Origin of the sequence: Vibrio sp. 2304 (assembly GCF_033339475.1) — a bacterium.
Taxonomy (GTDB): domain Bacteria; phylum Pseudomonadota; class Gammaproteobacteria; order Enterobacterales; family Vibrionaceae; genus Vibrio; species Vibrio alginolyticus.
The window spans coordinates 163113-184374 of the sequence record NZ_JAWOUQ010000001.1; the positions used below are offsets into that span (position 1 = coordinate 163113).

At 45.7% G+C, this 21262-nt stretch carries 20 protein-coding genes; 9 read left to right on the plus strand and 11 right to left on the minus strand.

Features of this window, described 5'->3' with window-relative positions:
* Nucleotides 1-150: 150 nt before the first annotated feature.
* Both ahpC and R7P64_RS00790 read right to left on the minus strand, forming a co-directional pair.
* Nucleotides 151-708: an alkyl hydroperoxide reductase subunit C gene (ahpC, locus tag R7P64_RS00785; protein WP_005374632.1), complete on the minus strand. Its 558-nt coding sequence runs from the start codon at nucleotides 706-708 to the stop codon at nucleotides 151-153.
* Between the two features lie 305 nt (nucleotides 709-1013).
* Nucleotides 1014-1472 (minus strand): MarR family winged helix-turn-helix transcriptional regulator, encoded by a 459-nt coding sequence (locus R7P64_RS00790; RefSeq protein ID WP_005383518.1) that lies wholly within the window; start codon nucleotides 1470-1472, stop codon nucleotides 1014-1016.
* 137 nt (nucleotides 1473-1609) lie between these two features.
* On the opposite strand from R7P64_RS00790, the gene R7P64_RS00795 reads away from it, so the two are divergent.
* A complete protein-coding gene (locus tag R7P64_RS00795) occupies nucleotides 1610-2032 on the plus strand; it encodes an organic hydroperoxide resistance protein (protein ID WP_047476680.1) in 423 nt (140 codons plus the stop codon).
* A 78-nt stretch (nucleotides 2033-2110) separates the two neighbouring features.
* On the opposite strand, the gene R7P64_RS00800 is transcribed toward R7P64_RS00795, so the two are convergent.
* Together R7P64_RS00800 and R7P64_RS00805 are read right to left on the minus strand one after the other, a co-directional pair.
* The gene (locus R7P64_RS00800; protein WP_193837805.1) at nucleotides 2111-3208 is read right to left on the minus strand and encodes a YdcF family protein; all 1098 of its coding nucleotides are present in this window, start codon (nucleotides 3206-3208) and stop codon (nucleotides 2111-2113) included.
* Between the two features lie 298 nt (nucleotides 3209-3506).
* Nucleotides 3507-4406, minus strand: coding sequence for an AraC family transcriptional regulator (locus R7P64_RS00805; protein ID WP_318118604.1), 900 nt, complete (start codon nucleotides 4404-4406; stop codon nucleotides 3507-3509).
* A gap of 184 nt (nucleotides 4407-4590) precedes the next feature.
* Between R7P64_RS00805 and R7P64_RS00810 the strand changes: the two genes are divergently transcribed.
* Both R7P64_RS00810 and R7P64_RS00815 read left to right on the plus strand, forming a co-directional pair.
* A complete protein-coding gene (locus R7P64_RS00810) occupies nucleotides 4591-5454 on the plus strand; it encodes a helix-turn-helix transcriptional regulator (RefSeq protein ID WP_318123037.1) in 864 nt (287 codons plus the stop codon).
* Nucleotides 5455-5545: 91 nt separating this feature from the next.
* The gene (locus R7P64_RS00815) at nucleotides 5546-6133 is read left to right on the plus strand and encodes a GNAT family N-acetyltransferase (RefSeq protein ID WP_137282953.1); all 588 of its coding nucleotides are present in this window, start codon (nucleotides 5546-5548) and stop codon (nucleotides 6131-6133) included.
* 81 nt (nucleotides 6134-6214) lie between these two features.
* Here the strand turns inward: R7P64_RS00815 and R7P64_RS00820 are convergent, their stop codons facing one another.
* From R7P64_RS00820 to R7P64_RS00840, 5 genes are all read right to left on the minus strand, one after another.
* Nucleotides 6215-6481 carry a DUF2999 family protein gene (locus R7P64_RS00820; protein ID WP_004746427.1) on the minus strand — a complete coding sequence of 89 codons (267 nt, stop codon included), beginning with the start codon at nucleotides 6479-6481 and terminating at the stop codon, nucleotides 6215-6217.
* 103 nt (nucleotides 6482-6584) lie between these two features.
* Entirely contained in the window at nucleotides 6585-7694 is a 1110-nt protein-coding gene (locus R7P64_RS00825; protein ID WP_151515245.1) for a lipocalin-like domain-containing protein, read from the minus strand.
* The gene (locus R7P64_RS00830; RefSeq protein ID WP_137282955.1) at nucleotides 7694-10204 is read right to left on the minus strand and encodes an ABC transporter permease; all 2511 of its coding nucleotides are present in this window, start codon (nucleotides 10202-10204) and stop codon (nucleotides 7694-7696) included. The genes R7P64_RS00825 and R7P64_RS00830 overlap by 1 nt, the downstream gene beginning before the upstream one ends.
* Nucleotides 10191-10916 carry an ABC transporter ATP-binding protein gene (locus tag R7P64_RS00835; protein ID WP_053307992.1) on the minus strand — a complete coding sequence of 242 codons (726 nt, stop codon included), beginning with the start codon at nucleotides 10914-10916 and terminating at the stop codon, nucleotides 10191-10193. The genes R7P64_RS00830 and R7P64_RS00835 overlap by 14 nt, the downstream gene beginning before the upstream one ends.
* Nucleotides 10917-11403: 487 nt before the next feature.
* Nucleotides 11404-11649 (minus strand): DUF3297 family protein, encoded by a 246-nt coding sequence (locus R7P64_RS00840; RefSeq protein WP_005374689.1) that lies wholly within the window; start codon nucleotides 11647-11649, stop codon nucleotides 11404-11406.
* Between the two features lie 266 nt (nucleotides 11650-11915).
* Between R7P64_RS00840 and R7P64_RS00845 the strand changes: the two genes are divergently transcribed.
* From R7P64_RS00845 to R7P64_RS00865, 5 genes are read left to right on the plus strand one after another with little or no spacing between them, the layout of a single operon-like run.
* Nucleotides 11916-13088 (plus strand): glycosyltransferase, encoded by a 1173-nt coding sequence (locus R7P64_RS00845; RefSeq protein ID WP_250155371.1) that lies wholly within the window; start codon nucleotides 11916-11918, stop codon nucleotides 13086-13088.
* Nucleotides 13089-13096: 8 nt separating this feature from the next.
* Complete coding sequence (locus R7P64_RS00850) at nucleotides 13097-14047, plus strand: glycosyltransferase family 2 protein (RefSeq protein ID WP_005383496.1); 951 nt, start codon at nucleotides 13097-13099, stop codon at nucleotides 14045-14047.
* Nucleotides 14034-14411, plus strand: a complete 378-nt coding sequence (locus tag R7P64_RS00855; RefSeq protein ID WP_130545677.1) for a GtrA family protein — start codon at nucleotides 14034-14036, stop codon at nucleotides 14409-14411. The genes R7P64_RS00850 and R7P64_RS00855 overlap by 14 nt, the downstream gene beginning before the upstream one ends.
* A gap of 13 nt (nucleotides 14412-14424) precedes the next feature.
* Entirely contained in the window at nucleotides 14425-15141 is a 717-nt protein-coding gene (locus tag R7P64_RS00860) for a class I SAM-dependent methyltransferase (protein WP_137282957.1), read from the plus strand.
* Entirely contained in the window at nucleotides 15138-16787 is a 1650-nt protein-coding gene (locus tag R7P64_RS00865) for a glycosyltransferase family 39 protein (protein WP_318123040.1), read from the plus strand. Before R7P64_RS00860 ends, R7P64_RS00865 begins: the two co-directional genes overlap by 4 nt.
* Nucleotides 16788-16816: 29 nt before the next feature.
* Here the strand turns inward: R7P64_RS00865 and R7P64_RS00870 are convergent, their stop codons facing one another.
* Entirely contained in the window at nucleotides 16817-18808 is a 1992-nt protein-coding gene (locus R7P64_RS00870) for a U32 family peptidase (RefSeq protein WP_318123042.1), read from the minus strand.
* A gap of 227 nt (nucleotides 18809-19035) precedes the next feature.
* On the opposite strand from R7P64_RS00870, the gene R7P64_RS00875 reads away from it, so the two are divergent.
* Entirely contained in the window at nucleotides 19036-19482 is a 447-nt protein-coding gene (locus tag R7P64_RS00875; RefSeq protein WP_213964028.1) for a DUF302 domain-containing protein, read from the plus strand.
* Nucleotides 19483-19578: 96 nt separating this feature from the next.
* On the opposite strand, the gene ptsG is transcribed toward R7P64_RS00875, so the two are convergent.
* Nucleotides 19579-21021, minus strand: coding sequence for a glucose-specific PTS transporter subunit IIBC (ptsG, locus tag R7P64_RS00880; RefSeq protein ID WP_012842409.1), 1443 nt, complete (start codon nucleotides 21019-21021; stop codon nucleotides 19579-19581).
* Nucleotides 21022-21262 lie beyond the last annotated feature (241 nt).

The following is a 21262-nucleotide window of genomic DNA, read 5'->3' on the forward strand; positions in this document are numbered from 1 at the left end:
AATAAAAAGTGGTTACTGTAGATAAAACCTGAGGGGGAGAGAGCAAATCAGGCAGAAGGTCGTCAAGGTATCTAACCTGAAGTGCTCTCTAATTCAGTTCTAATCAGAAAAAGGAAATCGGGAACTGATTAGAACTTAAATTTCAGTGGCTTAGATTTTGCCAACTAGGTCTAGTGATGGAGCTAGTGTCTCTTCACCTTCTTTCCATTTAGCTGGGCAAACTTCGCCTGGGTGCGCTGCTACGTATTGAGCTGCTTTCACTTTGCGTAGTAGGTCTTCTGCGTCACGACCGATACCTTCAGCAGTGATTTCCATTGCTTGGATAGTACCTTCTGGGTCGATTAGGAACGTAGCGCGGTCTGCAAGACCTTGACCTTCACGCATCACACCGAAGTTGTTTGTGATGTTGCCTGTTTGGTCGCCAAGCATGTAGTACTGAATCTTACCGATTGTGTCTGAGCTGTCGTGCCATGCTTTGTGAGTGAAGTGTGTGTCAGTTGATACTGAGTAAACTTCTACGCCACGTTTTTGTAGCTCTTCGTAGTGGTCTGCTAGGTCGCCCAGTTCTGTTGGACATACAAACGTAAAGTCTGCTGGGTAGAAGAAGAATACTGCCCATTTACCTAGAACGTCTTGTTCTGTTACTTCAACGAATTCACCGTTTTTGTACGCTGTAGCTGCAAATGGTTTGATTTGAGTATTAATCATAATTTACTTTCCTTTGAATGTTTTAAGCTGAGCTGTTGTTGCTTTCGGAAAGTATATTCTCATTGGAGTGTGTTTAAGGAAAATCGCTTGTAACTATCCTATTGATAGCCATTTCCTATTTCACTTGATAGGGAAATCCGATGTAAGTGAGTTTGCTTTGATAGGTTTTATTGAAGATGAAGGCAGATTAGCAATAGAGAATACCGATGATTACTTTGAGTAGATCTTCTAGCTAAGATCGAAAGAGCCTGCATCTCGGCAGGCTCTTTCTAATAGGAAGTGGGGAAGCGAATGCTTCTATTTTGTTAGCTCAGATTGTCGAGCACTTTGCCACATAGCTTCTTCAGCATGATCATTTCATCCAGCTCTAAGGTGATTTTGCACATCATGGCGTTTGGCACAGACTTAGCTTGTTCTTTAAGGTCACGACCTTGTTCTGTTAGGTTGAGTACGCGAACGCGTTCATCGGTTTCACTGCGCCCACGCTCTACATAGCCTTTTGCTTCTAAGCGTTTAAGTAGCGGCGTGAGTGTGCCTGAATCCAAATGCAGTTGCGACCCCAATTCTTTCACACTGGCACCGTCTTTCTCCCACAGCACCATCATCACTAAGTACTGCGAATAAGTCAGATCAAGCTCGTCCAGCAACGGGCGGTAAGCTCGGATCACTGCATTTGCTGCGCTGTAGAGCGGGAAGCAAACTTGGTTTTCGAGTAAGAGTTTATCGTCGTCGGTCATGGTGTTGTCGGTGTAACACTGGCTCATTGGCGTTGCCTACCTGCTCACAGAGAAAGAGAGTCATAAAATAAATTGTGCACAATATAGTTGCAAACTATCTTTACTTCGATATAAGATTGCAAGCAATTAAATTGTGCGCAACTTAAATTAAGAAGGACACTCGCATGACTACTCTATACAAAACTCAAGCTACCGCTTTGGCTGGTCGTAATGGTCAAGTAAAAACTGATGACGGTCTTCTCGATCTAGAGCTGTCATACCCGAAGGAAATGGGCGGCACAGGCGCAGCAACTAACCCAGAACAGCTTTTTGCAGCGGGCTATTCAGCGTGTTTTTCTAACGCGATTTTGCACGTAGCACGTGAAGGTAAAGTGAACCTGAAGAGTGCACCCGTAACAGCGGAAGTGGGCATCGGCCCGAACGATAAAGGCGGCTTTGCACTAACAGTGAGCCTAGCGGTAGAGCTAGACATGCCACAAGAACAAGCGCTAGAGCTAACGCGCATTGCACACCAAGTTTGCCCATATTCAAACGCAGTTCGTGGCAACATTGATGTGGCAGTAACGGTAAACGGCGAAGCAATTTAAGCGGTTTCAACCACTGCACAAAGACAAGAAAGCCTGCAAGCACGCAGGCTTTTTTTGATTGGTATGAGTCGAGAATACTTAACGCGACTCTAGCGGGTAAGAGCGGTAGCTCCACATGCCGTAAGTACGCAGAGCATCGCGGTAGATACCAAGCAGCTCACTATCGCTGGCTTTGGCTAAGTCTTTCAGTGGCTTGTCTGGATAGCTCACTGTGTCGAAAGTGATGCCTTGCGGACCAGTTTGCCAGCTTGCGATTTCAAACAAGGTTTGACCGCGGCGCACGTGGCTCGCTGAGCTTATGATGGTCGCGTGTTTAATGTTATGACGCGCCAATGCGTAGCTGCTGAATAGGGCGTTACCTACCGTGCTGGTGGCGTAGTTTTCTTCAATGATGCGATCTTTGCTGATGCCTTTTTCAATCAGCCAATCCGCCATTAACTTGCCTTCGGTTTTGTGGTTCTTCGGTACACCACCCGTCAATACGATCAATGCGTCTGGATTTGCTTTCGCCATTGCTAACGTAGTTTCCAAACGCTCAACCAAGATTTGATGCATTGAACCATCTGGGTTCAGCGCGTATCCCAACGTGACGATTGCGCCTTTGTCATCCAATTTGCCTTTGTCGGCTTTCTCTTTTAGCGGCGTGGCAAGTACGCGGTCAACGGTGTCGAAGATGCGTTGGATGTCTGCCGCTTTACCTGCATTGAGCTTAGTGAGCGTCGCCATGTGTTTCGCTGATTCCGTTTGGTTGCCCTCAAAGCGTTGCCATACCGCTAAGTAAGCGTGCAAATCCACATCGTCTGGTGCAACAGAAAGGGCTTGTTCAAACAGTTCAATCGCGCGGTCTGCATTCTTGTTGTAGATCTGCGCGTTGGCCGCAGAAATCAGTAGGTCAGTACGGTACGGCTCAAGTTTGTAGGCTTCTAGTAAGCGGTCGGTGACAATCTCCATGTTGCTCGGCATTTTGGCGGTAAAACCTGCGTGCGAGATACGCGCAGGGGATCTGAATGCTTGTACCGCGTCATTCAGCAGTTGGTCGACAACCTGACGTTTAGTGACGATCTGTGAGTAGTCGGCGGAAGATTGGACGGCGGCATCGTTAGCCGCGATAGAGTATGGGGCAGCAGTCAGCGCAATCACGCTACCAAGAGCAATGGCAAGTAAGTTCTTCTTCATGGAATGTCCTAGAGGTGCTGTAGTACCTAGTTTTTATTGTGCCTAGCGTTGTAGGTCGAACGGGGTCGATGGAGTTTTTTCAGTCTAGGTTCGCTTCATGAATAATCTGTGAAATGAATCCCAACTCAGCCGAGCGAATGAATGCGCGTGGCCAAAACGCGAAGTAGGATCACGAAAATACTGAGGTATTCGTTCGTGTTCTAAGTAATTGGATTAAAAGATAAACAGCGTTTGGAAGAACGAATTTAAGCAACCAGAGTAAGAAATGAAAAAGCCTGCAACGATGCAGGCTTATGGTTTATTTGATGGCAGTGCAGAAGCTAACGTCTGCATGGTGCGTTTGTGGGTCGAAGCTGTGGTAAAGCTCAAAGCAAGGACGATCGTCGTTCTCAATACCGGATTCAATCACTTTGCTCATGACATCATCCCATGCTCTTGAGTATTGGCTCGGGTCAGTAATGTGCTGGCGCATCACCGCATACTGACCGCCGGGGAAGTCTTGCAGCTCAATACCTTTCGGAACTTCCGTGTCTTCTGGCACCATTAGACAGATGTCAGTACGGCACTTCTCGTCTGGTGTGATTTCTGGGTTGTCATGGTAGATGAAGATGCAGGTATTGCCTGCCAAACCTTTCATTCCTGCCCATTGATACAGGCGACCTGATGGCTCTTCATAGCCTTGGCCGTAAGGGCCGTTTACACGAATGTAAGCCAGTTTTGCTTTTTCAAAGTTTTGCGTTTCCATTGTCATGCTCCATTTGGTGAGTTCAGAGCCAGTATATGAATCGCTTGGTGTTACTTCGTTTCCATTCTTGCGCAACGTGTGTCCAATCTTGCTGTTTCGTGCTAATTCAGAAAACTGCTGGTAGTTTTCGCAGTCACGAAAGGCCGTCGGTGTAACGCCATAATGTTGTTTGAAGGCTTTGGCTAAGCTCTGTGAGCTAGAAAATCCGTACTCTAGGGCAATGTTTAATACCGGTTGCTTGGATTTGAATAAGTCATCGGCGGCGGCTTCTAAACGTAAACGTCGAATGAAATCAGCCAATGTCTCCCCTTGCACGGCTTTGAAGGTACGATGAAAGTGATATGGGGAAAGGTTCGCCAGCGCGGCCACTTCTGGCAGGTTGAGTGGTTCATTAAAGTGTTGTTCTAAATAACGAATCACAGGAACCAGTCGTTGGTGGTAGTCGACGCGCATCGGGGTATTTCCTTGTTCTGTTCAGCTTGTTTTCTCTGCTCAAAGCCTACCGCAATCCAACAAGCTTGCAAGGGAGCAGGGTGAGAAATGCGTGGCGAGATGAGCGTCAATCAGTCACACTCAACGAGCAGATGTTGAAGCAAAAACGTCGTGCTTATTATCTTTACTAACCGCTAGGACAATCATGATAGCTTGGAAACAGTCTCTGCCAGAGTACGAATGGCTCATTCATCAAATTTGGTACTTGGAAGTGCCAGAGGGTGAAGTCATTGACCCCAAGCCGCACCTTATTCCAAACCCGCGTGCTCATTTACTCTTTACGCCACCAGAGCAAGGCTACAGCTACGACACGGGAGACACAAAGCTTGCTGGCAAAGGCTGCCACTTATTAACGGCTAACGAACATTTGCTGTTGTTGGAAGATGCGGCTCCCATCAAGCGTATCGGCATCACTTTTCGCCCAGAGGGTTTGTATGCCATTGAATCACGGTTTAGTGATGTATCCCAAGTTAGCGCAATTAACCAATGCGAATGGTTTGATTGGCTCAGCGCGGCGTTTGATGTGCGCTTTCAACAAGGGTTATGGCAACTAGAGTTGCAAGATTCACCGCAATGTTTGCTGAACTACATCAAACAACATCTAGATGCGTTAGATATCGAACCTTGCCGTACCAAACCGTTTTTGGCGTCACAAAAAGCAGTGTCCGTGATGGACGCTCAAGCGCTACGTTCACCTGAGCTAGCGATGGATATTGATGAGATAGCCAAACAGTGCGCTTGTTCTCGCAGAACGCTTGAGCGCAGTTTTAAACAAGTGGTGGGGTTGAGTGTTAAGCAGTATCAACAAATGGCACGTCTGGAGCAGATGATTTTGACCCTCTATAAGCAACAAGAGGCGATTGATTGGGTGAGCTTCTCACAGCAATTTGGTTTCAGTGACCAATCGCATTTGATTCGTACCCTCAAACAGCAGCTAAGAAAAACGCCGAGCAAATACTTGAAAAAGCGCGACTTAACCATCGATATCTATGGCGACTTTGAGTCGTAATGCATTGCTGGTCAGCCCGAAAGTTGTCGCAAAAATCCAATTTTTCTCTTATCCGCTGAGCTACTATTTTCAGCAGATAACGAGGTAACACATGTCATATCAAAAACTAAAACAAGGCGAAGCCATCCCATTTAACGAATCGTTGACTATCCAGCTGATTCAAGGCTCTGATCTACAAGATATTATCGAGATGTTGAACGATGATAAGGTCAATCAGTATCTGTTCTTCGCACCTGCTGACAACAGCCTGTATGAAGGTTTCTTTGGCCCTATTATTGAAAATACGGCACAAGCGATCAAAGGAGGTGTTTGGCCAGATAGCCCAACGTTCGTGATTCGTGACCAACAAGGTCAGTACATGGGAATGTGTGCAGTGACCGCAGTGATGTTCTTAACTGGCAACTACGAAGTGGGTTATCAGTTACCTACTTGCGCATGGGGCAAAGGCGTTGCGACTCGCGCTTGCCAAATGATGACCGAGATTGGATTTACTGAGCTAAACGCCCATAAAGTCAGTGCCGATTGCTACGCTTCTAATGTTGGCTCTTACAAGACGTTAGAGAAAAATGGTTTTACTCAAGAAGGCCGTCAGAAAGACTACTACAAACGAGAGCAAGGCTTTGACGACAAGCTGTACTACGGTATGACCGCAGAACAATTCGCGTCTTTAAATCGCTAATAATTAGCCAACAAAAAAGGCCGTTAACCCACATGCTCGGGTTAACGGCCTTTTCTATATTCAGCGCTAAATGGCTAAGACTTAGTTGCCTTGGTTCTGGCTTTGAAGCTTCTCTTTTGCTTCTTCAACCTTTGAGAAATCCAATCCCAATTCGTCTACCGCTTCTTTGATTAGCGCAGGGTTTTGCATCACTTGCGCCATCAGCATTTGTAGCTTGTCTTGTGGCAAACCTAGTTGGCTGATTGTTGCCATTGCCGCTAGAGGGTTTTGCGTCAGAGTCTGAAAAATCTCGTTGATTTGTTCGTCGCTGATGTTGTTCTCTTTTAGCAAGGCGATAATTGGGTTCATCATATTTCCTTTCAATTATTCATTGGATGACACTGAGGTGCAGTGTATCACTCGGTTACCTGTGTTTGTACTAGCTGAATAATTGGGGTAATCATTCAACTTTTCAATACCCCGTTAGTTCCATATAACCTGTCCCAGAATGAGAGCCCTCAATACGCACCGGGCCTTCCCAATAAGGCACAGAAAGGGGCATTTTCGCGTTCGGGTTGAGTGCAGAAACCGTGAGCTCAACTTGCTGGTTAGGAATCGACACTTGCCACTCGGTTGGATAATTGCGACCTTGGATTTCTGTTTGCTTAGTCGCCTTTAACTGAATGTATTTTTGAGAAATGGCGATGCCAGAACCATCTTGTTGCATCAGTCTTGCGCTGGAGTAACTGGCTGCTCCGGTTTTGGAATCCCGCAATTGGAACACCACCAAGCTGGTGTCGTCATTCAACCTTAGGGCAAACCAGTCCCAGCCTTGTTGTGAGTCGAGTAAGAATTGCGAGCTCCACTCTCGGTCTATCCAGCCTTTGCCCGACACTTGATGGGTTTTGCCGTCGATGGTGACTTCACCGGAGACATCAATAAACGGTTGGCTGTAGTAATACGAAGCCACCTGACCATCGGCGCTTTTGGTGCTGTAACCTTGCTCGCCTTGCTTTTGATAAGGCGCAGTGCTGGTAAGCGTCAGCGAATAGCCAAACTGTTCGGAGTTTGCATTCAATGTGGCAGTGAAGAGATCGGTGGTTGAAGAAGTCCACTGCCAATCATCGAGGTAAACCCGAAATGGTGAAGAATCAACGCCTGCGAGAGAGGCTTGATCGCGCGACCATTTTTCATCGGCGTAGTGTTTGTCTGCGGTCGTGACTGCGCTGTGCGCCATGTAGATTTGTTGAGCTTGCCACTCGGTTTTCTTCACGTCATCTTCGTCCTTTGGCGGCGCAGCAGCAAAGCGAAATTGTGTCCACTGGACGCCAAGTGGGTTGCCGTTTGCATCGATTAAGTTAGCGGTTAAGTACCACCATTCATGACGAAAATCCGGGTGTGCTTGATGATCGGTAGGAAAGGTGAGTTCAACCCCTTTTTCTACGGGTGTGAATAGGTTGCTCTCGCTTTGCATATCTCCACTGCCCAGCAACGTGCCCATATTTTGTTGTTGGGGATCTTCACAACCGAACAGGAACAGACTGCTCATGAATAGAGTAAGTGTGCTTGCTAATCGAACCATCACAACACCTCGCTTTGCAAACTGGATACGACAGGCTTGCTGACCAATCGCCACAGCGGAATCAAGGTTGCAATCACTGCCACCAAGATGGTGATCGCCGCAATACTGAGCGCATCACTCCAATTCCACAGATAATTTAAGCTCCAACCAAAAGCGCGTAAGGTGACGATGTCTGTCAGCACGTAACCCACCATGGCTCCTAAAGGTAGGGCGATAACAAGGGTAAAACTGACCAAAGCGACGATCTGTCCGACCACCATGGTCATTAATTTACGACGGCTGACGCCAAGTGCGTACAGCCTTGCAATGGCGGCTTTGCGCGCGTCGAGTAACATAAAACAAGCACTGAACAAGCCAATCACTGCGACCATCAACGTCACGCCGTTGAGTGCGCGTGTAATGGCGAAGGTCTGCGAGAAAATATCCAACGCGATGGATTTGATTTGCGCCTGATCGTAGAGCTGACTTGGATGCAGATTCAGTTGCTCGCGCAGTTGGTCGTATACGATTTGTGGGTCACCTGAGACTTTAATTCCAAGACTTGTTGGCAAGTCGGTAAATCCGCTCTCTTGCCATAGCTTTGGTGCTAATAACACTTCACCGTTGGGTGAGCCGTAATCGTGGAATATCGCACCCACAAGTAGGCTCTTATTTGGAATGGCATCAAGCGTGAGCTCGCTACCCAGTGATAAACCCAGTTTGACCGCGGTTGGTTCACTGATCGCGACTGACTCACCTTGGTAAAAACGCTGCCAGAAGTTCTCCAAATGCGATTTGAACACCATGGTTTGCTCTAAGGTGTCTTTATCTTTGGTGCCAAGCAAAATCGGTAAACCTTGCAGGTTATCGTCGACGTAGTATTGTTTGTAGACGGTCTCAACCTTGTCGAACTGCCCTAATGCGCGCTCTACATCTGCGATTTCCCCTTGGGCAGGGCTAACGTAAATATCGGCGTGCAGTCTTTGTTCTAACCACTGTTTTAGGGTGGATTCAAAACTGCCCACTAAGGTGTTCATCCCCATATTGGCTGTAACGGCGAGTAGCAGTGCCATCATGGCGAGAGAAAGCGGAGAAATCAGCTCGCGCAGCTCAGCAAACAGATACTGCATCAAACCGGAACTGGTGCGTTTTTCACACCAATTGGCTAATACGCTGAGTGTTTTGGGTAGATACAAAGGAATCGACACCACAAGCACGCCGAGCCACGCCATGGTAAATCGGTGGTGCTCACTCAGCCACAAACCCGCAAGCGCAAGAATCGTTAACGCAGCACCTATCAAGAACAATTGGTTTTCGTTAGAGGCTTCAGGTGCTTGATAAAATCCACCATGAGAGGAGAGCGGCTGGCGCACTCGCTGTTTAAAGTGCTGCCAACATGCCAATAGTGTTGCGGCTAACGTGAGCAGCAGGGCTTGCGCCCACCATTGCCACTGCCAAGTGCCGGGCAGCAGTGTCGCACCATAAAGTTGTTCTAGAGTCAGTGCTACGGTCGGATGCAACCAATGGCTGAGCTGCATGCCCAATACAAAACCCAGTGAAGCACCGATGGTAACGAGAATAGTGAGTTCAACCAACAGCGCAGAGAACACAATGCTCGGCGCAACACCTGCCTGTTGGATTTGTACTAACAGACGATTGCGTTTCAGCAAACTGTATTTTACGCCGTTGTAGGCAATGAACAGCCCGACTAAAAAGGCAAGTAAGCTCATTGCTGTGAGATTGAGGTGAAAGCTGTCGGTCAGCGAGCCAAGGTCTGTGCTTTGATTGTTGGAAATCCATTGCCCTTGATCGCCAATCAGCTTCTGCCAATTTGCTTGCGTGTCTTTATTCCCTTTAACACCCGAATGGAAAACCGCAATGTAACTGAGCTGTCCTTGTTTATTGAGCAGTTGCTGGGCAAAACCAATGTCCATCAACATTCGGCTACCTAACTGCCATTCGTCGGGTAGCACCACCACTTGGGTTGGAATGTCGTCCAGAGTTAGGGTTTCTACTTCTCCTAAGTTTTGATGTTGAGATTGACTCATCATCACGATTGGCTTGCCAGCTAAAAGCTCAGGTAAAGGTAACGCACTATCGAACAAAGATACGTTTTGTTGGTTTTCTGAAGAATAGCGCGAACGTGAAGAGATGGCGGCAATCAACTCGCTGCCTTGTACTGACCAGCGACGCCCTTGTTCGTCTCTCACTCGCCCTTCGATTACAGGTAGCGCTGCACTGAGCCCGTTTTGTCTAAGGGTGAAGTAGAGCGATTCGGGCAGATAGTTTTGCCCTGCTGGTGGAATAATTACGTTCTGAGCTTGTGCGCTAAGCTGCTCGGTAGACTCCGCATAACTGCGCTTGGCATTGAGGTTGATGGCTTGCACCGCAACAAACAAGGTCACGGCCAGCACGATACCGATCAGAATTGCGGCGGCTTGCAGTGGCGCCTGCCGATAGTGCGCTGCAAACAGATTCAGGGCGAGTCGAGTATGAGTGAATCTGGTGTTTGATAGCTTAGCTTGCTTCATGGCGAAGCTCATGTTTGTTTTGGTGATGACCGCCATGCAACTGACTATTTTCCAAACGCCCATCCTTCAAACGTAATTGGGTTTTCATAAACTCAGCGCATTCAGGGCTGTGGGTGACTAACAGTACTGCCGTATTGCCTTGGGTGGTGATTTCACTCAGTAGTTTCATCACTTCCAAGCCCGCTTTTTGGTCGAGGTTTCCTGTGGGTTCATCAGCAAGTAGCAGTTTAGGTTTGTGTGCCAATGCGCGTGCGATAGCGACTCGTTGCTGTTGACCGCCGGAAAGGGCAGAAACATGCCTGTCGAGAAGTTGGCTGATACCTAGAGTCTCGACCAAATAATCGCACCAGTCGTTCCATTTCTGTTGATTCAAATGCAGGGGGAAGGCGATGTTTTGCTGCACGTTGAGCGGCGTTAATAGATTGAATTGCTGGAAGATAACACCGAGTTTTTGATGTCGAAATCGGCTCCATTGTGGGTCTTTCCAAGCCGCCGTGTTATCGCCATCTAACCACAACTCACCATCGGAAAGCGGCTCAAAGCCAGCGATGACATTGAGCAAAGTACTTTTGCCGCTGCCACTTGCGCCCGTCAGCGCAACACTCGCTCCTGTGTTCAACGTGAAGTCGACGCCTTCCAACACGCGATGTGTCTCTTTGCCATCGACAAAGCTTTTGCTGGCGTGTTTGAGTGTGACAAGTGGGCTTTCCATTTCCTCTCCCTGGATTAAAAAGGTGTCGTTTCTTTTGGCAATCGCTATTGCAGTTAGTTCTCTAGAAACTTTAGACAACAATCAGATAAAAACAGCGATTTACATCGAGTTTAGGGTCTGTTGACCTTTCGAGCTGATTTTTGCAGCGAATTGTTGGGTATTTGTGCAAGGCAGAAGCTTTGATGTGTAGTTAGCCTACATGAAAAAGCTGATAACGCAGGAGAAATGACCAACAAACGCTGCCCAAAGGGTTCGGCTAAAATCGTTCTATGCCTTGTTAAGGAGTATTTACTTAGGATGCTAGGCTACACACTCCTTGCCTCGCCTAAAACGATTTTACCTCGAACAAAACTTAATCTCGAAAGATAAACAGACCCTACTTTGTACTGAAAAGAAGAGGGAATAGATTAAACGAGGAAGGGATATGACAGGCATTAAAAAAGCCCGAGTCAAACTCGAGCTTTCAAATATATTCAGCGTGGTCAGCTTACACGTAGTACGCTTCAACTTCGCCTTTAAGCTTGATTAGCATTGGGTTACCGAAACGGTCTTTTGCTTTAGGAGAAGCAATTTTTACCCAACCTTCGCTGATGCAGTATTCTTCTACGTCAGTACGCTCTTGGCCGTTGATACGAATACCGATTTGGTGCTCGAAGCATTCTTTGATGAAGAATGGGCTACGTGGGTTACCCGCTAGGCGATCTGGTAGAGCTGGTTTAGCTGTATCTGTCATTTTGTGTGACCTTGAAGTCATTAAAAAAAGTGCGTCATTGTAGTCAGTGCAAGGCGAGTGTTCAAGGATTGTGACTGGTTTTAATGGACCGAACTGCAATAAAGCCCTGATTTTTATCTATCTCCTTTTGCTCTTTCGGTGAGCCCTTTTAAAACTAATTCAATCATTATCTTTTTATCATTTTGATTCTCTTACTAGTAAACAGTTTCTCAGGTTCTCGTTGTTTATACTATGGTTATTAGGTGCGATAAGTATTAGGAAAACAAATGGAACTTGTGATCTTAGCTATCGCTAGATTTCGAAGTGATCAAAAAGAAGCAATGAGTAAAAACTTCGTCAATTTAGCGCAGTGCTTAACTGAGAATGGACATCATGTTGTCACTGTTTCTCCAACTGAGTTTCGTTCTCATATTAAGGTTGAACAACATACCTTTCGTAATGAGAGTCGATATGAATCTCTGTTTGAGGGGCTGATGAATCTAATTTACTTATGTAGAGAGCTCAACAGGCTGCTCGAGAAAACCAACAGTGCGAAGGTTAACCTACACATTGCTACGCCTGTAGAACTATTGGTGGTTTTTTTCTTTTTAAAATCTCGATATCAAAAGCAGACGACTTTATCCATTTGGCAGTCATATTTGACCTTAGACGAGGTCCGTAATAACAAGCATTATTTTTTTCGGAATTGGTTTAAGTATTTACATTTACTTCTATTTAATTCGTTTATCAGTGCGCCTTTATACAAGCGTTTGTTAGACAATTTTTGTCAAGCGATTGTGCACAGTAACTACCAGAAATTTCAGTTATCTTCTCTGTCTCATTTGCCAGTATATTTCATTCAAAATGGGGTTTTTTCTGAGCACTTTTCGCGACCTAATCCTGCAAAGCAGACACAAAGAATGTCTTTACTTTATATCGGGCATTCTAAGCCATCAAAAGGCGTTGACGCTTTAATTGAATTGGCTGCAATACTAAAGAAGCGAGAATGTATCGATTTTGACCTAACGCTCTGTCTCAGTGGCTTCGGCGACCAAGCAAATATAGAGAAACTTGTTTCTAAACATGAGCTACATCACCAAATAGAATTTAAAGAGAGCATTGATATTTCAGTTGAGATGGCGAGTGCAGATTTGTTGGTTTTACCACTAAGGACATGTGTCGGAACGAGCCTAACACCTAACCTAATCGTGGAGGCGGTATCTTGCGGATTACCGATTGCGATTCCTGATTTCGAGCAATTATCGGATGTTATTCAATTTGGTTCTAATGCCATTGAAATTGATCTGGATGATTTAGAAGCGAGTGCAAGTGCGATAGAGAACGGTTTTAAGTTAGGTCAACTTGACCAGATGTCTAGAAATCAAATAGAGCAGTTTAAAGTTCGTTATACGTTAGAAAGTTTTGTGTCTGGCTATACGCGAACACTCGGCCTTGGGTAGGAGGGAGTATGGATAAAATTAGCTTTATCGCTCCGTGTTTTAATGAAGAGTCTGTCATCGAGGAGTATTACTCGCGTTTGTGCGAAATTGCTAAGCAATACGATCAGTATTTGTTTGAGTTTGTTGTAGTTAATGATGCTAGTGTTGATAAAAGTGCAGTAATTTTAGACAAGCTGGCTATGGCGGATGAACGATTAGTGATCGTGCATCTTGCTGCGAATGTAGGGCAGCAAACCGCTTTGTTTGCTGGAATCGAAGCTGCAACTGGAGATATTAATATTACCATTGATATTGATCTTCAAGATCCCCCAGAAGTTATTACACAGTTCTTAAAAGAGATCGATAAAGGCTTTGATATCGTCCATGCCCAACGCTTGTCGAGAAGAAATGAAACCGCTTTTAAGCTAATTAGTGCAAAATTGTTTTACCGCTTTTTATCCCTCACTTCTCCCGCTAATTTAATTGAAGATTGCGGTGATTTTCGAGCATTTACTAAGCCAGTTAGAGAGGCCATTTCATGTTACCGAGAGAAGCACAAATACTTGAGGGGTATTTTTGCCATTATCGGATTTAATCAAACCATTATTCAATATGAACGTGATGGTAGACATGCAGGAGAAACGAAGTATTCACTTACCAAGATGTTTGCTTTAGCGTCAGACGCGGTACTTAATTTTTCCCGCTTTCCTATTCAACTGATGTTTGTTATCTCAACATTGATGTGGTCACTTGGCTTGTTATATCTCACCAAAGCACTAGTAAGTAAGTTCGTTTTTGGCACAACTGTCGATGGTTGGACATCAATCATCTTTTTCCAAGTCTTTTTCTCAGGGATTTTATTGTTCTTTATTGCCTTAATCGGCTCTTACGTCGGGCGAATTTTCGAGCAAGGTCAAGACCGACCCGATTACATTATTCGTTACACAAGGAATATAAAGAGTAGCGATGAAGATAGTTAAGTTTGGTTCAGTGGGTATCATGAATACTCTGGTCAGTTACCTCGTTTTTTGTGTTCTTATTTATTTTGATGTCTATTATTTGACATCTTCTGTTTTGTCTTTTTTAGTGGGTTCTGCCTTTAGTTACATCATGAACTCAATATATACGTTTTCTGTTTGTACAAATGTAAGAAGCTTTTTTAAATTCATCACCATAACGGCAGGATCATTGTTCTTGAGTGTTTTGCTGCTTTATATCTTTAAAAGTATTGTAGGCATTCATGTTCTCATTTCGCAGATTTTGGTCGTGTTGATTCGTTTCCCAATTGTATATCTATTAATGAAACGCATCGTCTTTAATCAAGCTCATTTGTTTCAGCGCTGAAAAGAGGTGACTTATGAAAACGAATCGGCAAGAAAAACAAGATTTCTACAGTGATTCTGAAACGGTGAAAAAGTATGAAGATCTACGTTTTTCAAATGTTGGTGGACAATTTGTACATCAGTCTGAAGTGTCTTTGTTTTCACAGTTTCTTAATATCTGCTCCTTGCAAGAGTCAATTCTAGATATACCCTGTGGCACGGGAAGAATGCTTCCAACTATTACGGCGTCTGGCTTTCAACAGGTTTATGCGGCAGATTACTCTGATGAGATGCTCGCAGTTTGTTACGAGAACCCTTTGTTCCAAAAAACACATTTTTCTAAACAAGACATCTATTCAACTACATATCCAGAGCAGCAGTTTTCAGTAGTATTATCTAGTCGTTTTCTGTTTCATTGCGATGATCAAGATCGGTTGTTTTCGGAGTTTGAACGGGTAATTGCACCAGAAGGATATCTTATTTTTGATAGCCTAAGGTGGTCTCCGCGAACTTGGACCCGACTTTTTTCTGAACAGCTAGGAGGAGATGTTTACACCAATAGCACATCTAGTATTTACAAGCTGGCAGATGCACACGGTTTCGAGGTTATAGACTCTCAAGTGATCCTGCTCTTTCCTAGCTTTGTCTATAACTTTATTCCAGGCATTTTAATGCGCCCGTTGATATGGCTTGAGTCAATTTGGCCGAGTTTACTCAAAACGAAACAAGTTTGGATACTTAAGAAGCGATGAGTGAAGCAAGAGTTAGATGGCTACTTGGGATTAACTTAAGTCTGTTATTCGGTTTTTACGTTTACATCATATTCAATCTCGCGCTCGTTAATGATGATTACATGGCGCTTTATACCACATGGTTAATGAGCGTTGGGAAACGGCCGAATCTTGACTTCAATGTTGATAGCTATACTTTGCTTTTTGATTGGATGACGCCAGTTTACTTTTTCTTTGGCGAACGATTCGAGCTTATTTACGTTTTTCGTTCGTTTTTTGTTTTGTTTTTGTTGGCGATAGGTTGGCAAGTCTATGTGCTTCTTCGCCAAATATTTACAGTCAATATTGCACTCACTACATTGTTATTGCTCTTTGCCTCTTCTGCGATGGTGATGCGTGGCATTGACCTTCGTCCTGACCTCGTTATTCTTTTTCTTTGGTTACAAATAATCATTGTGTTGTATGTGTGCCCAGGAAGTGATGCTCATAAATTGTTTTGGGTGGGGTTATTATTCGGGCTTGCGATACTCTTCAAATTTAAGGCGATTTTGATTGGCGTAGTGATTGGGCTCTTCGGGCTTATTCGGCTAATTCAAAAGCGCTCCGTACGTGACTTTGTCTTGGATGTCAGTGCGCTTTTGTTAGGCATTATCTCTTGCGTAGCTTTGTTTGTTGCGACCGTTGGAATCTCTTCACTTGAACTGTTTTTGTACACGACGTTTGATTTATTTCTGTATTCGACATCGCATGTTAGTGATGCAAACTCTCTGAAGGTTGATGTACTGATACAGTACTTTTTACATGATATTGTTTATTGGCTGTTTGCTCTCATAGGAGTGGGAATATGTGTCGGTAAGTGGAAAGTACTGTCGTTTAAGCAAGCTCAGTTTTTGATAGCTTTGGTTATATTAGCTGTGTTGTCGGTTTTGGCTAACCCCCACTATCACGCATATAACTTGGTCACACTTTACCCTTTGCTTGCGATATTTGTTGCGTTTTCAATCCAGTACGTTGTTTCATCTACTCGGGAGTGGTCGAAAGGAACGGTTACCACTTGTATCGTACTATTCTTGATTGTGATTGCTCGTATCATCCACTATCCGGTACAGCATAATAATCAGCACCAAATCGCACTACACACATTCATAGAAAGGCACACGCAAGTTGACGAGGCGGTCTTTGCCTATGAAGGAATAGGTCTTTTTCGTCCATCGACTTATCATTGGCGAACATCTGCCATCAAGATAAACAACTACTATCGGGGTCAGTATGACGTTTGGCAGGAAATTCGTGCAGTAAAGCCGATACTCATCGTCGAAAGTTATCGAATTCCTGATTGGTTATTAGAGGAGGACCGTGATGCTCTTCGGCAACACTATGTATCTATTGCTCCGTTTATTCTGACTCTTGGGTTAAAAACACAATCTAGTGTTCGAGGCGATTTACTGAGCTCGGGTTGGTACGTGCTTGAGAGTGATCGTTTGAACCGTTGCTTTATTGATGGTGTTGGTGTGTCTGTCGGAGAGAAGATATGGCTCAACTCCGGATCGCATACACTGATGTCCCAAGATGGTACTTGTACTCTTCATTGGTATTTTTCTCATCTTGGCCTTGAGGCGCTCAGGCAAAGCAATCCTGAGAATTCCCCCTATTTGTTTGGCCCTTAGCAAAGGTTGTAGAACTTAGTTTTGTTCCCCTATAACTCCTTTAAATACTGCGCGTTGGCTGTTGGTTGAATCATGTCATTCAGCGTTTGGATGGCTAGTTCGCTGTGTTCTTCAAGTAGAGCTAAGAACGCGTCAATCAACTCAGGTTTGCTTGCTGAGACTTTCGTTTCGGTCTGGATATCACGCAGATCGATCAACACATCGGTAAATAATTGAGGCAGATCGTGCAGCACTTGCAGGTTTAAGACGTTGTGTTCGCTGTAGATCGAATTGTGGCTGCCTTTCTGTTTTTGCACCACGTAAGGATTGTCTTTTAAGTTGATGATAGACGTGCGTTTATCACAGCGTTTCAAACAGCCTTTGTTGACCTTCACCTTACGGCATCCTTCGGTTTGTTGGAACAAACATTGGCGGCTCGTGAGTAGGGTATTTGGATGATAAATGCTGTAGAAGCTGCGCATGTTTTTCGGACGCTTTATGTGACGCATCTGCTTCATATTCAGCTCGTTAGAAACAAACGCGCCACTTGCCGCGAACTCGTCTTGAAGGCATTTAAACGCGTATGAGTTCACCGTGTTCATTTGTGGGCCTGCCACCCAGCCTAAGCCGAGCTCTTTTGCGAGCATGCCGACGCCTGAGTTGTTGGTGATCAACAATTCAGGTTGGATGGTTTCCAAAAATACACGAGCGGCGTGGTAGTCTTCGCCAATCAAAATGGCAGGGAACCAAGGTTTGAGCATTGGGTTGGCTTGGAACAATTCAATCATCGCGCTCAGTTCACCAGACAATCCCATTGGCAATTGATAGTAAACATCAATGTCGTGGTATTCGCACAGCATGGCTTCTTGTGCTGACGAGATCAGAACCGATAGTTTTGGCGCACCTTGGCGAGGGTCTGGTTGAGGTAACGCTGGCAGAGTTGGCACATCAATCGACCCTTTCAAGCTGCTGCCGGATACTTGTGTTGAAGTGGCATCGAACGACTTAGTTTGCTCTGCCACTTTCTCAATGATCGCGGTTTTGTCATCGTATAGTTTCTTTTTCACCGCTTGCACATCATCAGCAGATTGGCATTGGTAAACCTTCGAAAAATGCTTTACAGCGTGGTCGCGCGGGTTGTCGATGTACATCGCCTTGCCGAAATCACCTTGCAAAAATGCGTTGGAGAAATCACGGTTGAACACCGTGTATAACTCTGTGGTGTCTTCAGAGAGTTCCAAACCTTCGCACAAGCGATCGATTTGCTGACGCCAATTGTCGACCACGGTATAGACGTAGTGCGATTTCTTGATTCGTCCTTCCACTTTTAAGGAATACACGCCAGCATCGGCAAGCGCTTCCAAGTCCCCAAAGGCGGAGTTGTCTTTCATATTGAGTGGGTAGTTGTTGCCCGTTTTGGTCGTTTCGTACTGTTCGCGACAAGGTTGACTGCAACGTCCACGGTTACCTGATGCACCATTGCGAGCGGAACTTATGTAGCAAATTCCGGAGAATCCGATGCAGTATGAGCCGTGGACAAACACTTCCATCATTACGTTGTGCTCGCGACCAAATTGCGCCAGATGTTTTATCTCACTGATGTTAAGTTCGCGAGATAAGTTTACTCGGCTTGCGGTGATCTGGTTGAGAAAGAGGATCTGGCCTTCGTTATGCGTGTTCAGTTGCGTTGACGCGTGCACATCCAAATCGGGAAAGTGATGTTTGAGAATATAGGTCAGACCGAGATCTTGCACGATCACGCCATCGATTTTGGTGGTGTTCAGTTGGCTGAGTAAGCGAACAATCGCTGGAATTTCACTTTCTAAAATCAGCACATTCAACGTTAGGAAAATCTTACAGCTGTGCTGATGGGCTAACGTTAACACGCCATTTAAGTTATCTAAGGTGAGGTTGGTCGCTCGGTTACGAGCATTGAAGCGGTCGAGCCCACAGTAAATTGCATCGGCGCCAGCGGCAATGGCGGCTTTGATGGAATCTAAATCACCACCGGGTGCTAATAACTCAAATTGATCGCGTGTCACTACTTTTCTCTTTCTTACTAAAATAGGCTGCAAATGTTACGTATTTCACGCTTTTGATGCTCGGCTAGTTAATGCTTTATTAATCTGAATCAATTAATCCGTGTTACACGGTCGACTCTTGAGTGGGTAGAGTGCAATTCGCGATAGTGGGATCTGACTTCTATAGTTTTCCTACACTTGGTTTTTCTATATCTAGTTTTCGACTCAGAGAGAGGAAGGGACGACAAATGAAAAAAGTAATCATCGGGTTGGTCGTGGCGTTGACGTCATTGATTGCGTTGGCTGGTGAGGGTGTGGTAACCGTTGCGAGCACGCATTCAGCAAAAGATACGGCGGATAAATTTGTCGCTATCGCGCAAGAAAAAGGGTTGAACGTCTTTGCGCGCATTAACCATCAAGAGAATGCCACGAAAGTCGATATGACGTTGCGACCAACCGAAGTTATCGTGTTTGGAAACCCTAAAGTGGGCACGCCACTGATGATCTGTGCGCAGGAAGTGGCGCTCGATTTACCCCAAAAAGTGTTGGTGTATGAAGATGCTGAAGGCAAAACGTGGTTAGCTTATAACGATCCTATGTATTTAAAGCAGCGCCATCATATTGAAGGCTGTGACGAGGTATTGAACAAAATCAGCGGCGTGCTGGGCAATTTAACCAACGCGGCGGCGAAGTAGGGCTGGTTATTGGCTTCGCTTTTTTTACTCCGAAAACGAAAAAGCCAACCTCACAAGGAGGTTGGCAAATCTTACCTAAACTGGGGATAAATAAGATCAGGAGGCAGCGAGTACGCTGTGCACTTCTGACTTAATTGAGTCAGACTGCGTACCGAAAATCGCTTGTAAACTGTCGCCAATCACTAACACATCTCGCGCGCCAAGTGCTTTTAGCTTAGCAACATCAACGTTAGCGATGTCTTTCACCGAGACACGTAGACGAGTGATACACGCATCGACTGACTTGATATTGGCTTTGCCGCCCAATGCAGCTACTACATCCACAGCAATTTCATCAGGTTGTCCGGCAATCTTCACTTCTGCAATGTCGGTTTCACGGCCCGGCGTTTTCAGATCCAACTTCACAATTAGGAAGCGGAACAAGCCATAGTACAACGTCGCCCAGATTGGACCGATGATGATGAACATCCACGCGTTGGTCGACATTGGGTAGTAAAGGAAGAACTGGATCGCGCCGTGCGCAAAGTCCGTACTGTGTTTGATTTCCAAAAACGCGGTGATCGCAAACGCAATACCGGTGAGGAAAATATGGATCACGTACAGCACTGGCGCGACGAATAGGAAGGTAAATTCGATTGGCTCTGTGATACCAGTTAACCAAGAGGTCAACGCCGCAGACATCATCAAACCGCCGACGATTTTCTTGCGCTCTGGAGACGCGCAGTGGTAAATCGCTAGTGCCGCTGCTGGTAGTGCCCACATGGAATACATAAAGCCACCAGACAGATAACCTGCGGTTTTATCGCCCGCGAAGAAGCGAGTGAGCTCACCGGTAAACTCTTTGCCGGTTTCTGGGTCTACATAGCTGCCGACTTCAAAGAAGAACGGCGCATTCCAGATGTGGTGCAAACCAACCGGGAGTAAAGAACGTTCGCCCGCGCCGTAAACCGCCCACGCAAGTACAGGGTTTTGGTACGCTGCCCAATGAGAGAATGCATCAAGAAGTTGTCCGACAGGTGGCCATGCAAACGCGAGAATCGCACCAACGACGATCGCCGATAAACCGGTGACAATGGGCACAAATCGCTTACCCGCGAAGAAGCCCAAATATTCCGGCAGTTTGATGTTGTAGAAGCGGTTGTACATGATTGCCGCGACCGCACCGATAAAGATGCCGCCAAACACCCCGGTTTGTAGCGTCTCAACGCCCATGATGGTGGCGTCAGTTTCTAGGCCGCGCAGACCAGTCACGATACCGAGCGATGCGTTCATAATAATTAGGCCAACTAAGCCAGCGAGCGCAGCGGCACCGTCATTGCCTTTTGATAACCCGAGCGCCACACCGACCGCAAACATCAACTGCATGTTGCCGAACACGCCTTCACCGGCGGCGAGCATCACTTTGTTGACCGCGTCTGGAATAAACGCAAAGCCCGCGTTACCAATACCCAGCATCAAGCCGGCCACTGGTAACACCGCCACAGGCAGCATCAACGACCGCCCTATTTTTTGTAGTTGTCCAAATATACTTGCAAACATGGTTTCCTCCTGACGAATGCCAGTGTTGTAGGACCTGATTCCTTCAGGTCATGTTGTTTCACGTAAGGTCAGGATGATCATAGCGAGCAAGGCGGCGCCTAAGGTTACAAAAGGCAATCAGTTTGTAAGTGACCGCTTACAAATCTCTTACACCGAGAAGTGAAAATTGTAATCGGCTCGATTGTGAATGTGCGTTTAAGAATGCATCATATTGGCCAGCGCCAAACTCAGGGGCAGGCAC